Origin of the sequence: Actinoplanes sp. NPDC023801, assembly GCF_040639655.1 — a bacterium.
In the GTDB taxonomy this organism is placed as follows: domain Bacteria; phylum Actinomycetota; class Actinomycetes; order Mycobacteriales; family Micromonosporaceae; genus Actinoplanes.
Genome location: NZ_JBFAAI010000046.1, coordinates 19,529 through 33,767, shown reverse-complemented (window position 1 = coordinate 33,767; position 14,239 = coordinate 19,529). Strand labels below are relative to the sequence as shown.

Genomic DNA, 14,239 nt, shown 5'->3' with positions numbered 1-14,239 from the left:
GAGACAGTGGGAGCTGCCAGCCCAACAACCCAAGCTGGACCCCACCGCTGCCTCAAGCACGCTGAGACAGCGGTGGGGGCCAGCCGGAAGGGAAGGGGTGGGTGTTGGACTGGACGGCCACGTTGCCACGCAAACGGATGGGGGCCGGGGTTCTGCTCTGTGACGAGCAGGATCGGGTGCTGCTGGTCGAGCCCACTTACAAGCCGCACTGGGAGGTTCCCGGTGGCTGCGTCGAGGCTGACGAGTCGCCACGGGCGGCAGCGGCGCGGGAACTGCGGGAGGAACTCGGGCTCTCCGTACCGGTGGGACGGCTGCTGGTCACCGACTGGGTTCCGGCGCGCGAGGGGCGTACCGAAGGATTGATGTTGATCTTCGATGGCGGAATCCTCCTCGCAAGGGACGCTGCCGGTATCCGGCTGCCCGCCGAGGAGCTGCGGGGATGGGCCTGGTGCACCGGGCCGGAGGCGGAGGAGCGGCTGCTGCCGTTGCTGGCCCGGCGGGTCGCCGCGGCGCTGCGGGCCCGGTCGGGCGGCGGGTCCGCCTACCTGGAGGACGGATTCGGCGCCGCCTGAGAGGAAGCCACCTGCGAAGACGCCGCGTGCGAAGCCGCCTCCTCCACCTCGGCGAGGATTCTGGTCGCCCCGCTCGCGGTGGCCAGTTCCCGGGCCTCGGTGATCAGATCGGTGGCATCCCGGCCCTCGGCTGCCGCGATGTGGATCAGACCGACCAGGTTCGCCGCGACGCCGGTGGTGAATCCGGCCTCGCGGCGCAGCGTGGTCGACTCCTCCAGCAGGGCACGGGCGCCGGACAGGTCACCGGCCCGGTGCGCGGCCACGCCGAGGTGCCGCAGCGCGTAGGAGCGCAGCAGCGGGTCCGGGGCCAGTTCGGCGGAGCGGCGCAGGTATGGCACCGCCTCGGCGTCGTCGTGCAGGACGAACTGGTGATAGATGCCCGTCCAGCACAGCGCCTCGGCCTCGCCGCGCACGTCCCCGGCGCTCCGGTAGAGCGTGAGAGCCCGGTCCAGCAGAACCGGCTCCTCGCTGTGATCGCCGGTCCCGGTGATCAGGCGGGCGTGCGCCAGTTTCGCCCGGGAGAGACACAGGGCCGCCTCGAGCGCGGCCAGGTCCCGCTCGGCGGCCGTCAGCAGAGCCGGGTCGCCGGCGAAGGCGGCCCGGTCATAGGCGGCAGCGGCCCGGCGCAGCGCTGCCGGAACGTCGTGCGGCGCCGGCGCCTCGGCCGGTTGCCGCAGTTCCTTGCGCATCTGCTGGGAGGTGACCCGGTAACCGGAGGTGCGGTAGAGCTCGATGGCCACCGGGTTGGCGCCGAACACGTTGAGCTCCAGCGCGGCCGCCCCGTGCGACCGGGCCGCCGCCTCGCCGGCCGCGAGCAGTGCCCGGCCCAGCCCCTGACCCCGGCGGGACTCGATCACCTCGATGTCGTAGACGAACGCGCAGTCCGGGACCTCCCGCGGGTGGACGAGCCCGATCCACAGGCGGCCGATCGGGGATCCGCCGGCCTCGCCCGTCAGCAGCAGCATGCCGTCGGTCGCGGGGCCGTCGGGCAGGCGTTCGGCGGTTTCGGCGCGGGCCCGTTCGTAGGCGCCGTCCTCCGGCCAGTTCCCGGCTCTGACCTTCTCGGCGGCATAGCCGACGGCCAGTTCGTGCTGCCACTCGTCGTACTCCGCGGGGGTCATCGCACGGACGGTCACTTCGGTCGGCTGGGTCATCCGGAAATTTTATTCGCCGTATGTGTAGTAGACAGCCCCGCCCGTTCGTCATGTCGGTGTGAGCAATACGAGGAACCAGGAAACAGACCTGGTCACGGGTACGGGAGTGGCCGTCACGCTGATCGTGCCACTGCCGCCGGAGCAGGTGTGGAAGCTGATCACGGCGGTCGAGCGGATCGGCGAATGGAGCCCCGAGGCGACCGGCGGCCGCTGGTGCGAGGAGTCGCCGGGCCCGGTCCGTGGCGCGCGGTTCATCGCGACGAACCGTTTCCCGCACGGGCTCGAGACCACGGTGGTGTGCCGGGTGACCGAGGCACGCGAGCCGGAGGTGTTCGCGTGGGACGTGCTCGACGACGACGGTGCGACCGGGTCGTCGTGGCGGTACGAGCTGTCCGGTGGCGGCACACCGGGCACCACGATGGTCCGGCAGTCGTTCCGGCACGGTCCGGGAATGACGGGCGCGCGGCAGGGCGGGCGCTGGGACAGCAGGCTGACTGTCCTGTGTAGCAACATGATGTCCACGATCAACGCGATGACGGGGGTAGAACGATGAAGTACCTGATGCTGGTGTGTGTCGACCCGGATTTCACGCCGGGACAGGACGACGGCAAACCGGAGATCGACGACTGGGCCGGTGCGATGGACGACAAGGGCATCCGGCTGATGGGTGACCGCACCAGGCCGGCGAGCGCGGCCACCACCGTCCGGGTCCGCAACCGTGAGGTGCTGGTGACGGACGGGCCGTACGTGGAGACCAAGGATGTGATCGCCGGGTTCGACGTCCTCGAGTGCGAGGACCTGGATCAGGCGATCGAGGTGGCGTCGCAGCATCCGATGGCCTGGGCCGGCGTCATCGAGCTGCGGCCGGTGTGGCCGTGGGGCGAAGACTGACGATGAGTCACGGCATCGCGGAGATCTACGCCGACGGGTGGAGCCGGATCGTCGCCACGATGATCCGGTTCACCGGGGGTGACTGGGATCTGGCCGAGGAGTGTGCGCAGGACGCGTTCACGCAGGCGCTGCGGGTGTGGCCGGCGGACGGCGTACCGGACCAGCCGCTCGCGTGGCTGACGACCGTGGCGCGCCGCCGTGCCCTCGACCGGATCCGTCGTGCCGGGGTGGAGCGGGAGAAGCTGCGGGAGGTGGTGATGGAACCGGTGCCGCCGCCGTACTCCGGGGACGCAGACATCCCGGACGAGCGCCTCGAGCTGATGTTCACCTGCTGCCACCCGGCGTTGAACGTGGAGGCGCAGGTCGCACTGACCCTGCGTACGGTCGCCGGGATGAGCACGGCGGAGATCGCGCGGGCCTTCCTGGTGCCGGAGAAGACGCTCGGTCAGCGGCTGTTCCGGGCCAAGCAGCGGATCAAGCAGGCGGGCATCCCGTTCCGGGTGCCGCCTGGGCATCTTCTGCCGGAGCGGCTGTCGGCGGTGCTGCACGTGCTGTACCTGCTGTTCAACGAGGGCTGGGCGGGCCGGGAGCAGCTGTGCACCGAGGCGATCCGGATCGTGCGGACGCTGGCCGCGTTGATGCCGGACGAGCCGGAGGCGCAGGGCCTGCTCGCTCTGATGCTGCTGCAGGACGCCCGTCGCGAGGCGCGGACCGGGCCGGACGGCGCACTGCTCACCCTGCAGGACCAGGACCGGTCACGGTGGGACCGCCGCCGCATCGACGAGGGCGCGGCGCTGTGTGAGCGGGCGTTGCGCCGGGGGCGGGCCGGGCCGTTCCAGTTGCAGGCGGCGATCGCGGCCTGCCACGCGACCGCGGCGAGCCTTGACGAGACGGACTGGCCGCAGATCGTCGGCTTGTACGAGGTCCTGCGGCGGGTCTCGCCAGGGCCGGTGGTGGAACTGAACCGGGCCGTTGCGGTCGCGATGGCCTCCGGGCCGGAGGCCGGGCTTGCGCTGGTGGACACGATCGAGGGGCTCGACGGCTATCACCTGCTGCACGCCACCCGCGCCGAACTGCTGGCGCGGGCCGGCCGGGCCGACGAGGCCGCGAAGAGCCTGAGCCGGGCACTCGAGCTGGCGCCGACCGAGTCCGAGCGGCTGCTGCTCAGCGCCCGGTCAGCAGACGCTCGGCGAACCGGGCCTCGAACCGGGCCGCTTTCCGGGCCACCGCCGGCAGGGTGATCACGAGGAACATGGCGACGGCGGCGTTGAAGACCGCATTGGTGAGATAGGCGTCGCCGAAGCCGAGCAGTTCGGGCAGTTCACGATTGTTGTCCGGCAGCGCCCAGCCCCACAGCGCCCAGGTGCAGCCGCCGAGGATGCCCGCCCACCAGGTCGCGAGGACGGTGAACGAGATCGTGCTCGGGATCCAGCGCAGGGTGGCGTGGGCCAGGTCGCGCCACGTCTGCCCGTCGATCAGCACGGCCCACAGCCGGGACAGGAGAGAGGACGCCTCCGCCGTACGGTAGGAGGGGTTCTGGATCTCTCGGCCGAGGACCCGGGCGATGCGCTCGCGCTCGGTGGAGGCGAAGCCGCGGGCCTGCATCAGGGCGAAGAAGGTGAGCGGCACGCCGACCCAGACCACCGCGAGGCCGAGTCCGGCGGACAGTGCCGCGGTGCAGACGACGACCGAAGCCACTCCCAGCGGGAGGCCGGTCAGGACATAGCGGGTGTCGTCGGCCAGCCGGGGCAGGACCCGGGTGACCGGGGCGGGCATGAGAACCGGTTCGAGCTGCGTCGTGGTCATGCCCTAGACGCTATTGAGGCGCACGTCCGTTGTGGATATGGCGGGCCTCCCCTTCGGGGGTAGTGCCAGCACTACCCCCGGAGGACCTCCCAGTCCACCGCACCGTCCACGACCCGCGGCCGGTAGCGCCCCTCGTAGGGTCGCCCCGTCTCCAGCGACGTCGCGGTCTTCTCCAGCAGTTCGATGACCGACGCGGGCCAGCGCTCGAAGTTCGTGCCGTCCTCGGGGTAGAACTCGCCGACCCGGCCGTGACCGCCGGGCCGCTGGTCGGCCACCAGGCTGCCGCCGTCGCCGGCCTGGGCGAACGGCACGAAGTCCGGATGCCACCACGGTTCGCCCCATTCGCCGCTGGCGGTGTCGGTGCCCGCCAGGACCTTGCAGTTGACCTGCCAGTCGCGATAGAGCGACTGCACGCTCTCCGGGGCGAAGAACGGTGGCAGGGCGAACCGATCGGCGCCGTCGTGCCGGCGCAGCGAGGCGACCAGGTCGCCCGGGAAGGCCACCGACATCCGCCGTTGCGTGGCGTCGATCGTGGCGAGCGGCGCCGGTGGACCGAGCGAAGCGTGGCTGACCGGCGCGTTGGCGGCCAGCCACTTCTCGATCCGCTTCCAGGCCCGGTCGACGCGGGCCGTAGTGGCCCCGTCCGGACGGCCGACGGGCACGTGGCCGGCGTACTCGGGGCAGACGTCGGTGGAGACCCGTTGCCGTGCCGGGGGGACGGCCCGCGGCGCGAAGGAGACGACCGCGGTCGGCGTGTACGACGAGAGGGACGAGCTCGTCGTGGTGGTGCTGTTGCAGAACGCCAGACCGCAGGCGGCCAGGACCATGACCGCGAACACGCCGAGAAGGGCGAACACGAACCGTCTGCCGTCGACCGGCCGGGGGCCCGCCTCCGCCGGGGCCGGTTTCTGTGCCTCGGACGGGACCGGCCCGACCGGTCTGACGGAGAGTTCGCCGTTCTCCATCGTCGCCACCGACGCCGGGATGTTCCGGCCGGAGAGGGCGTCGAGCGCGAGGGAGAGATGGTTCTCCGCGTCCGGTCCGGGCGCGGCCGCCACCAGAACCGGCGCGGGCAGCCGCACGGCCAGATCGACGAGGGTCCAGCCGTCCCGGCCGAGCGGCATGAGCAGCCCGGTGCCACCGGAGATGAGCACGAGGTCGTACGCCCTGGTCATCGCACCGATGAGGTCGCGTGTCCGTTCGACGCTCAGCTGTTCGGCTTCGGCCAGGTGAAGGAAACCGGGCACCGCGATCACCTCGCCGGGCCCGACGAGCACCGCCGCGACGTGCTGTCCGGACTGTTCGACCAGGGCCTTCACCGTGCCACTGACATCGATGTCACTCGACGTCGCCGCAATCACCCACGGGCCGCGGCCCGCCCATCCCCGCTCCACTCCGTCACCTTAGACACCGCGGGTCCGGTTTGCGGCCCCGTCGGGACAGCCGGCACGGCAGGCTCCATCGGAACGGCAGGCTCCACCGGAACGGCCGGTTCGGCCGGGATGGCCGCGATGCCGGCGAGGATCAGCAGGCCGCCGGCCATCTGCAACGGGGTGAGAGCCTCGCCCACCACGATCCACGCGAGCACCGAGGCGAACACCACCTCGAGCAGCCCGACGAACGACGCGAGCCGCGAGCCCAGCCGGCCGGAGCCGAAGATCCCCGCCGCGTACGCCACCGCGGTCCCGAAGAACGCCACCACCATCAGCGGCACCCACCACGGCACGATGGCGCCGAGCAGCGGAACCTGACCGAACCGGGCCTCCATCGGCACCAGCCCGACGGCACCGGCCAGACCCAGCGCGAGCCCGCCGAGTACCAGCCCGGCACCGGCCAGCGCGACCGGCGGCAGCCCGTCGGACGGCCGTGCCGCGACCACGAAGTAGACCGCGCAGCCCACCGCGGCCGCGAACGCCAGCGCCACACCCACCGGGTCGACGGCGTTGATGGCACCGGGCCCGATCACCAGGACCAGGCCGCCGATCGCCAGCACCGAACCGACCAGCACCATCGGCCGGGGTACCCGCCGGGTGGTCACCGCGACCCAGATCACCAGCAGCAGCGGCGCCAGATATTCGACGAGCAGCGCCGTGGAGACCGGGATCCGGCGGATCGCCGCGAAGTAGGTGAGCTGCGTGAACGCTACCGCGATGAGGCCCATGCCGAGGATGCGCCAGCGGCCGCGCGACAGCGCGTCCCAGCGGCCGCGCAGCGAGAACAGCACGAACGGCAGCAGCAGGACGCCGGCGACGAGCGCGCGTGCGGTGACCGCCGCGGCCGGCGACCAGCCGGCTTCGAGCAGCGGTTTGATGAAGGCACCGGACGTGGCGAAGGTGGCGGCCGAGGTGACCGCGGCGGTGAGCCCGACGAGCTGCGGCGATTTCACGGCGTCTCCCTGTGATGGGCTAAGTTGAGTACACCCCTGACGCTAGGCCGCGCTGAATAAGGAGTCAAATTGCTTTTTGCCCCTGACACCGAGGAGGCGCTGCAATTCGTCGTGGACCTCGCCAACACCGCACCCGGCGCCTCTCGCTCCGGCGGCGACGAACTGACCACCCTCGGGCAACTCGACGCGCTACTGGTCAGCTACTCCGGCCGCAAGGACCGTGACCAGGCCGAACTCGCGGCCGTCCGGGAGACCCGCGACCTGCTGCGCGACGTCTGGACACTGGACCGCGACGATGCCGTCCAAGCCGTCAACCGGATGCTCCGCGAAGCCCGCGCCGTGCCCCATCTCGTGCGTCACGACGACTACGACTGGCACATCCACGCCACCGAACCCGACGCGCCACTCGCCGAACGCATCCGCGTCGAAGCCGCCATGGCACTCATCGATGTCATCCGGATGGACGAGACCGGCCGCCTCCGCGTCTGCGGCGCCGACGACTGCGACGGCCTGTTCCTCGACCTGTCCCGCAACGGTTCCAAGCGGTTCTGCTCGGTGCGCTGCGGCAACCGCGTCAACATGACAGCCTTCCGGGCACGCAAGAACCGGTAGGACGGTCAGGAGACATACCAGTCGAAGACCTCCCAGCCGTACGGCGAAAGCATCGTCACCAGCATCAGCGCCCCGGCCGTGGTAGCACCGGCCAGCAGGCGCCAGTACTCGTTGCCGGCCCGGTACTCACCGCTGCGCAGCAGAACCAGCCCACCCACCACACCGATCAGCCCGGACAGCGGCCCGAAGAGGGTCGCCAGCACAGCCGGAACCGCCCAGGCCGGCGGCGCCTGCTCCGGAAAGGACGTCGCGTCCGTGGTGGCGAAGGCGACGACCCCGTAGAAGTACGAGGCGGCCACGACCACCTGCGAAACGACGAGAACCCAGGTCAGACGCCGGGCGGGAACGGTGACGGTCGGCTGCATCGTGGCAAGATACCGCTCCGCGGCCGCCGCCAGCGCCCGGCGGAGCGATCTGGGCGCCCACCGATGTGGCTCTCGGCCGCGGCTACGACCTCTACGTCTTCCGCTGCCCGGTCTCGTTCGGCCACCCGACCGCGACCGCCATGCAGTGACGGCCCGGAGTGGTAAGGGCCACCCCCGCGGAGCGGCCCGTACTCGATAGATTCGGCGGGTGCCCCGCCGGAACACTGTCGTCCTCACCGTCTGTCTCGCCGCCGCGTTCACCACCCTGGTGGACCAGGCCAGCCTCAACACCGCGATCCCGGCGCTGCGCGAGTCGCTGGGTGCCGGACCGGCCACGATCCAGTGGATCGTCGCGGGCTACTCGCTGACGTTCGGGCTGGTCATGGTGCCGGCCGGGCGGCTCGGCGACGCGCACGGCCGCAAATGGCTGTTCGCCGGCGGGATCGCCCTGTTCACCGTGGCCGCCGTGGTGGCCGGGACCGCCTCCGAGCCGTGGATGGTGGCCGTCGCGAGACTCGTCCAGGGCGCCGGCGCGGGAATCGTCAACCCGCAGGTGTACGGAATCATCCAGGACCTGTTCACCGGCCGGGAACGGGCCCGCGCGCTGGGCGCCTACGCCACTGCCGCCGGGATCGCCTCGGTGCTCGGGCCCCTCGTGGGTGGCACGGTCCTCGGTGCCGTCGGTGACGAGCACGGGTGGCGGGTCGTGCTGCTGCTGACCGTGCCGTTCGGGCTGCTCACCGTACCGATGGCCATGACGTTCCTGCCTTCCGGGCGGCCTGCGGGGGCGCGCCGGACCACCCTGGACCTGCCGGGACTGGCTCTCCTCGGTGCCGTGACGTTGTGCCTGCTGCTGCCGTTCGTGCTGCCGGCCGGACAGGTTCTGCCGACGGCTGCGTGGCCGGTGATCGCGGTGGCAGCTCTGGTGGCACTGGTCTGGTGGGAACGCCGGTACGCCCGGTCCGGCCGGACGCCGGTGCTGATGCCGGAACTGCTGGGCTCGCGGGGGTTCAGTCTGGGCACGCTGACCGCGATGTTCCAGTTCGGGGCGTCGCTGTCCACGGTGCTGGTGCTCGTGCTGTACCTGCAGGACGGTCTGGGCTGGTCACCGCTGGCCGCGGCGTCGACGACGGTGTTCGGGGCGGTCGGGTTCGCGGTGGCCGCCTCGCAGAGCTGGCGGCTGCTGGCCCGCTTCGGCCGGGCCGGGGTGGTCGGCGCGCTGATCGGTTCGGTGGTCTCGATCACGGCGACGATCGTGGTGGTGCACACCGTCGGAGAACCGTTGATCGGCGTCGCCCTGTCGGTCACCCAGTTCCTGTCCGGCTTCACCGGTGGCTTGATGATGTCGCCGAACCAGGCGCTCACCCTGGCCCACTCACCCGCCGGGGCGGCCGGGCTGGCCGGCGCGTTCCTGCAGGTCTCACAGCGGATCTCGGCGACCCTGGCGACGGCCGCGGTCACCGGCCTGATGGCGGCGAGCCAGCAGGTGACCGCGGCGCTGGCGATCTGCCTGGCGATGATGACGGCCTCGGCCGTCTTCGCGGCCCTCGATCTGCGCACCCCGCGCACGGCCCCACGGGTCCCCGTCCCCGCCTGACCCGACCACCGCGGTTCCGTCGGCCCGTCAGCCGCAGATCCGCCGGCCGCAGCCCGGCAACGTTTCGCGACGCGGATCACCTGTCTGGGCCACGGCTGGCGGTCAGGGGGTTCGCGCGGTGTCGAGGAGGCTGTTGACCAGGGCGGCCACGGTCTCCGGATCGCGGACGGTGGCCACGAGGTAGCGGTCGGACGACAGCTCCAGCCGGACGGCCGGGCTGCTGCCGCGCGTGATGAGCCCACGCCCGCGGCCGTCGAAGCTGAGCCGGTATCCCCAGCCACCCCACTGTGCGATCTGCACGGTGGTGGGTGCGGCGGAGACGATCTCGCGCAGCGGCACCCGGACCTTCGGCCACCCCCACGGCCCGAACCCGATCGTCACTCCCCTGCCGTCGACGCCGAACCGGGCCTGCAGCACCACCAGCACCAGCCCTGCCACGATCAGCAGCGGCACGGCGATCCAGACGTCCACGGCGACGGCGAGCACCGCGGATCAGGGTCCGGCGCATCCGCCAGGACAGGGCCGGGGCGAGGGCCGCACCGAGCGCCACGAGCACGCCCAGCGCCGCGATCACGAGCGTCGTGGTGACCATCGCGGCGATGCCGGCGGTGCGGTCGACGTGGCCGGCGATGTTCCAGTGGATCGGCAGCGGGTCGGGCAGCCGTTCGCTCCAGGCCCGCCGGGTCAGGGGCACCAGCAGGGCGGGCAGTGCTGTCAGCGCGACGGCCGGCAGCCAGCGCGCCCGGCCTCCCTTGTCGATGGTCATGCCAGCCTCCGTACTTCCTCGACTACCTCGTCGATGTCCAGTCCCAGCCGACGGCCCGCGTCGAGCAGGGTGTGCACGGCGTCGACCAGGCGGGCCCGGTCGGCGGCGTCGCCGCGGCGGATCGTGGCGCCACGCCCGCGGCGCAACTCGATCAGGCCCTCGTCGCGCAGTCGCGCGTACGCCCGCAGGATCGTGTGCATGTTGACCTCCAGCGCCTCGGCCAGCTCCCGGGCGGCGGGCAGCCGATCGCCGGGGACGAGGCGGCCGTCCGCGACCGCGCCACGCACCTGCGAGGCGATCTGATCGGCGAGCGGTATGCCGGAGGCCGGGTCGATGCGAACCAACATGTTCGCATTCTATGCAAACAATCAATACAAGCGCAACGCGTATGCCGATCGATACGATGGGTCACATGGTCTGCCCCACCTGCGGCTTGGACAACGACCCGGCCAGCACCCTGTGCGCCCGGTGCAACTCCGCGCTGACGAGGCAGGCTCCGAGCCACCCGCCGCCGATCCCACCGATCCCGCCGTCCCGGTCCCGGCGGTCCGTCCGGATCCCGCTGCTGGCCGGGACGGGTGTGCTGCTCCTGATGCTGGCGGTGGCCGCCGGCCTCTATCTGAGGGCAGGCCACGACGAGCCGGACCCGGTCGTGCAGGCCTCAACCCGGACAGTTCCGGCCACCGCCTCGGCGACGGTGCCGGCCACCGAAGCCACGACGACGCCACCGCCGGACCCGCGGGCACAGGCGCGGGCCGTCGACGCGGTGCTGTCCGACAGCGTGGCCAGCCGCCGCAAGCTCAACCAGGCGATCGAGCGGGTCGGCGACTGTGCGGGCCTGTCCGGCGCGGTGGCCGACATCAGGGCGGTCGGCGAGGAGCGTCAGTCGCAGATGGACACCGTGCGCGACGCCGACCTGAGCGCCCTGCCCGACGGCGAGACTTTGCGGGCCGCACTGATCGAGGCGCTGCGTTTCGCGTGGGAGGCCGATCAGGGCTTCCTGGCGTGGGCTCAGCCGACCCTGAGCGGTGGCTGCGACGCGGCCGACGACTCCGGGTACGCCCGCGGCCGCAGCGCCTCGAACAGTGCCGGCACGGCGAAACGCGCCTTCCTGGCACAGTGGAACCCGGTCGCCCGGGCCAACGGCCTGAGCGCCCGGTCCGCCGACGAGATCTGAATCAGAACGGCCAGCCGGCGGCCACGATGCCGGCGATCACCCCGAGTGCGGCGACCGCCTCGGCCGCCGTCTGCACGGTGCCGAGCTTGCTGCTCAGGCCGTCCAGTGCCTGCTGAACCCGGCCGCGGTTCTCCTCGGTCGGGTGGGCCAGCGCCTGCTCGATGACGACGATCTCCGGCTCGACGGCCGCCGGATCCGGGGCGGTACGCCGGATCGTGTCCAGCCCACCGGTGATCGTGTCCCGCTCGTCGCCGTAGTGATTGGTCTGGCTGACCGTGTTGTGGTCGCCGAAGACCTGCTGACCACCGTGGAAGGTGAAGTTCTCGAAGCGCTGCTCAGCCACCGGCCCCTCCTCTGGACGCTTTCGGGATGTTCGTCTGGCTGATCCGGTTGTGGCTGCCGAACACCTGCTGACCGCCGTGGAACGTCTTGGTGCTGAAGTCGAACGACACATTGGCCGCCTTGGCGCGGAACTCGGTGGTGTCGACACCGTGCTCGTCGAGGAAGTCCAGAATCGACCCGGTGACCGCCTTGTCCAACAGGGCAATGTACTTCGCGGCGTCAAGATGGTGCATGTACTTGCCGGTGGGCCAGTCCGAGCCGTGTTCCCGGACGCTGAGGTCGGCACCGTAGTCGTAGAAGCGGAACTCGTCGGCGTCTCTGGCCGACTTGGTCATCCGGCCCTGCAGCCGGATGACGTTCCAGCCGATCCGGGCCAGGTACAGCACGCCGAACAGGTTGTCGCGGAAGAAGTACCGCAGGGTCGTCTCGGCGGCGTGCACCGGCACGCGCTCCGGCTTGAGGATGTCACCGAGCTGGTAGAGCCGGCGCACCTCGGGCATCACGGTGGCGACGAACTCGGCGTAGAGCAGCCCGCCCTCGAGGGCGAGATGGACGAAGGTGGTGACCGCGACGCCGCTGTCCTGGGCAGGCAGCACGGGCCGGCCCTGCGGGGTGCGCACCTCCTTGCCGTGGGCGGGGACGACGGCCCGCAGGTAGTGGCGCATACCGCCCTGCGGGCACGCTTCGATCGCGGCGAGCGTCTCCGCCGAGGCCATCGTGTACGGCGTACGCGTGGCCGGGTCGATGAGCGGGTCGTCGGTGCGCCGCCACCCGTCGGCGGCGACATACGGCACGACGAACACGTTCGGGATCTTCTCGCCGTCGCTGAGCTGGTCCGATCGCAGGCCGAGGATCGCCGCCGACACCCGCCGGTTCAGTTCCGCGCCGTCGAGCCGGATCCGCCCCGGCTTCGCCTCTCCCTCGGGCTGTCCGGCCGGGTGGAGCGTGATGGCGAACTCCCACCCGTGCTCGAACCAGCCGGCCCCGATGAACGGGTCCTGGTCGTGCACGGCGATGTTGCCGCGCTGCATCCCGGCGACCACGGCGAGCCGGCGCTCGACCCGGGGGCTGGTGCTGCGCGGCGCGGTCGTCGGGACGCCCGGTGCGAGTTCGGTGGTGATGATGCCGAACACGTGGCGGCGGGACAGGAACAGCACCGCGAACATGGCGGAGGCCAGCAGCAGCGGGTAGAGGAAGTCGAAGACGGTCAGCCCGTAGCCGTTGTCGTCGAAGCCGGAGCCGTAGTAGTCGCTCCCGTAGTCGCCGAAGAGGAGCAGGTCCTCCAGGTCGCCCATGCTCTGCAGCACCGAGAAGGCGACCGAGCAGAACCCGACGAACACGACGGCTGCCACGATCGCCCAGCGGACCTGTGGTGCCAGCCCGCGCATCACCCGCGAGCGGACGGCCACCACGAACCCGCACAGCAGCAGCCAGAAGAACGTGGCGAGCGGGCTGAGGCAGTACCCGACGATCAGCACGAAGGTGACCAGCGCGTACCGCAGGAGCAGCAACCGCCGGGCCCGCAGGCTGTGCCGGACCACCGGATCGATGTCGAAGCCGTAGGACGGCGGCACGGCCTTGCGCTCGGACTCGACGACCTCCCTGATGACGTCGTCGGCGAACGAGACGTCCACGTAGGGAGCCGCGCAGAGATGCCGGGTGGTGGCGTTCATCGTCTCGGGCGGCCGGTAGCCGGGGGTGCTCAGCAACGGCTGGGACTGCTCTTCCGGCACGACCATCGCCACCCTCCGATGTGGAACAGGACGGCCAACCTATCGACTTTCGTCCACGGAAGGGGTCCCCCGAGCGGCTCATCGTGTCAGCCGACATGGACGTCGGGCGCCGCCACCGGCCGGACACGTCCACGACGGGCGGCCCGTCGCCGGGGATCAGTGGTCCGGCCCGTCGAAGCCCACGTACTCCCGCTCCCATTCGGGGATCTCGCCGGGCGCGCCGGTGATCCGCCACCGGTAGACGTGGTGGCCGCCGCCCGCATGGTGCCGGATGTGGCCGCGCCCGGAGAAGAAGTGGATCCGCACCCGGTCGCCGGCTCGCTGCACGACCGGGTCCGGGTAGACCTTGGAGCCGGTGAACAGCTCCCCCGCTGGCCAGCCGGCATCCGCCGCGAACGCCTTCACCACCGGCCCGCCGGGGTCGTCGCCGGAGAAGAGCTCCGCGACCACCTCGGCGTACGCGAGCGGATCCAGATCGTCGCCGAGCCGCCGGCCGAGATCGTCCATGGTGGCCCGCTCGTTGAGCAGACGCATCGCACCACCGGCCGTGAACAGCACCCCGTGAACCGGGTCGGAGTTGAGGATCGCCGTGTCCTCGCGGAGCCTGACCGCGTTCCCGATCCGCCAGGCCGCCGACCCGTCCACCATGGCCCGGCCGGCGAAGACCGTGACTGTGCCGCCGGGCCGGACGATCACCCGGTCCGCCCGGCCGCCGCCGAGCGCGTATCGCTCGATCGCCGCAACGACCTGCTTCGCAGTGACCCCCACGCCGTCATTCTCCCGCCCGGCCCCGGTCCGGTGGCATCGGCGCCGGCCCGCCAGGCCGGCCATCCGCGGT

The 14,239-nt window shown here is 71.5% G+C and carries 17 protein-coding genes; 7 read left to right on the top strand and 10 right to left on the bottom strand.

The genetic code is table 11. The features are described 5' to 3' along the window. Positions 1-101 precede the first annotated feature (101 nt). Positions 102-572 (top strand): NUDIX hydrolase, encoded by a 471-nt coding sequence (locus AB0G04_RS42235; protein WP_360995743.1) that lies wholly within the window; start codon positions 102-104, stop codon positions 570-572. Here the strand turns inward: AB0G04_RS42235 and AB0G04_RS42230 are convergent. Continuing rightward, positions 542-1,726, bottom strand: a complete 1,185-nt coding sequence (locus tag AB0G04_RS42230; RefSeq protein WP_360995740.1) for a GNAT family N-acetyltransferase — start codon at positions 1,724-1,726, stop codon at positions 542-544. The two genes, AB0G04_RS42235 and AB0G04_RS42230, sit on opposite strands and share 31 nt — an antisense overlap. 58 nt (positions 1,727-1,784) lie before the next feature. Between AB0G04_RS42230 and AB0G04_RS42225 the strand changes: the two genes are divergently transcribed. Genes AB0G04_RS42225 through AB0G04_RS42215 form a run of 3 tightly spaced genes read left to right on the top strand, consistent with a single transcriptional unit; the run spans position 1,785 to position 3,858 of the window. Further along, a complete protein-coding gene (locus AB0G04_RS42225; RefSeq protein ID WP_360995737.1) occupies positions 1,785-2,279 on the top strand; it encodes an SRPBCC family protein in 495 nt (164 codons plus the stop codon). Then, entirely contained in the window at positions 2,276-2,617 is a 342-nt protein-coding gene (locus AB0G04_RS42220; protein WP_360995734.1) for a YciI family protein, read from the top strand. The genes AB0G04_RS42225 and AB0G04_RS42220 overlap by 4 nt, the downstream gene beginning before the upstream one ends. Continuing rightward, positions 2,602-3,858 (top strand): sigma-70 family RNA polymerase sigma factor, encoded by a 1,257-nt coding sequence (locus tag AB0G04_RS42215; protein ID WP_360995731.1) that lies wholly within the window; start codon positions 2,602-2,604, stop codon positions 3,856-3,858. The genes AB0G04_RS42220 and AB0G04_RS42215 overlap by 16 nt, the downstream gene beginning before the upstream one ends. On the opposite strand, the gene AB0G04_RS42210 is transcribed toward AB0G04_RS42215, so the two are convergent. The 3 genes from AB0G04_RS42210 to AB0G04_RS42200 all read right to left on the bottom strand — a co-directional run bounded on the left by AB0G04_RS42210 (position 3,782) and on the right by AB0G04_RS42200 (position 6,809). Then, entirely contained in the window at positions 3,782-4,423 is a 642-nt protein-coding gene (locus AB0G04_RS42210) for a sensor domain-containing protein (protein WP_360995728.1), read from the bottom strand. The genes AB0G04_RS42215 and AB0G04_RS42210 overlap by 77 nt on opposite strands. A gap of 71 nt (positions 4,424-4,494) precedes the next feature. Next, positions 4,495-5,817, bottom strand: coding sequence for an SMI1/KNR4 family protein (locus AB0G04_RS42205; protein WP_360995725.1), 1,323 nt, complete (start codon positions 5,815-5,817; stop codon positions 4,495-4,497). Further along, positions 5,781-6,809: a DMT family transporter gene (locus AB0G04_RS42200; RefSeq protein WP_360995722.1), complete on the bottom strand. Its 1,029-nt coding sequence runs from the start codon at positions 6,807-6,809 to the stop codon at positions 5,781-5,783. Before AB0G04_RS42200 ends, AB0G04_RS42205 begins: the two co-directional genes overlap by 37 nt. Positions 6,810-6,878: 69 nt before the next feature. Here AB0G04_RS42200 and AB0G04_RS42195 point away from each other — a divergent pair, with 69 nt between their 5' ends. Further along, positions 6,879-7,421 carry a CGNR zinc finger domain-containing protein gene (locus AB0G04_RS42195; protein WP_360995719.1) on the top strand — a complete coding sequence of 181 codons (543 nt, stop codon included), beginning with the start codon at positions 6,879-6,881 and terminating at the stop codon, positions 7,419-7,421. 5 nt (positions 7,422-7,426) lie between these two features. Here the strand turns inward: AB0G04_RS42195 and AB0G04_RS42190 are convergent, their stop codons facing one another. Further along, positions 7,427-7,786 (bottom strand): hypothetical protein, encoded by a 360-nt coding sequence (locus AB0G04_RS42190; RefSeq protein WP_360995717.1) that lies wholly within the window; start codon positions 7,784-7,786, stop codon positions 7,427-7,429. Positions 7,787-7,994: 208 nt separating this feature from the next. Here AB0G04_RS42190 and AB0G04_RS42185 point away from each other — a divergent pair, with 208 nt between their 5' ends. After that, on the top strand, positions 7,995-9,383 hold the full coding sequence (locus tag AB0G04_RS42185; RefSeq protein WP_360995714.1) for an MFS transporter: 1,389 nt from the start codon (positions 7,995-7,997) through the stop codon (positions 9,381-9,383). A gap of 102 nt (positions 9,384-9,485) precedes the next feature. Here AB0G04_RS42185 and AB0G04_RS42180 read toward each other — a convergent pair whose 3' ends face one another. Both AB0G04_RS42180 and AB0G04_RS42175 read right to left on the bottom strand, forming a co-directional pair. Next, positions 9,486-9,869, bottom strand: a complete 384-nt coding sequence (locus AB0G04_RS42180) for a hypothetical protein (RefSeq protein WP_360995712.1) — start codon at positions 9,867-9,869, stop codon at positions 9,486-9,488. Between the two features lie 276 nt (positions 9,870-10,145). Further along, complete coding sequence (locus AB0G04_RS42175; protein WP_360995709.1) at positions 10,146-10,496, bottom strand: GntR family transcriptional regulator; 351 nt, start codon at positions 10,494-10,496, stop codon at positions 10,146-10,148. A gap of 65 nt (positions 10,497-10,561) precedes the next feature. Between AB0G04_RS42175 and AB0G04_RS42170 the strand changes: the two genes are divergently transcribed. After that, a complete protein-coding gene (locus tag AB0G04_RS42170; protein ID WP_360995706.1) occupies positions 10,562-11,326 on the top strand; it encodes a hypothetical protein in 765 nt (254 codons plus the stop codon). Position 11,327: 1 nt separating this feature from the next. On the opposite strand, the gene AB0G04_RS42165 is transcribed toward AB0G04_RS42170, so the two are convergent. The 3 genes from AB0G04_RS42165 to AB0G04_RS42155 form a co-directional block, all read right to left on the bottom strand. Then, positions 11,328-11,669, bottom strand: coding sequence for a hypothetical protein (locus AB0G04_RS42165; protein ID WP_360995703.1), 342 nt, complete (start codon positions 11,667-11,669; stop codon positions 11,328-11,330). Beyond that, positions 11,662-13,407, bottom strand: a complete 1,746-nt coding sequence (locus tag AB0G04_RS42160; protein WP_360995700.1) for a hypothetical protein — start codon at positions 13,405-13,407, stop codon at positions 11,662-11,664. The genes AB0G04_RS42165 and AB0G04_RS42160 overlap by 8 nt, the downstream gene beginning before the upstream one ends. Positions 13,408-13,557: 150 nt before the next feature. Continuing rightward, positions 13,558-14,169, bottom strand: coding sequence for a hypothetical protein (locus AB0G04_RS42155; protein WP_360995699.1), 612 nt, complete (start codon positions 14,167-14,169; stop codon positions 13,558-13,560). Positions 14,170-14,239: the final 70 nt, after the last annotated feature.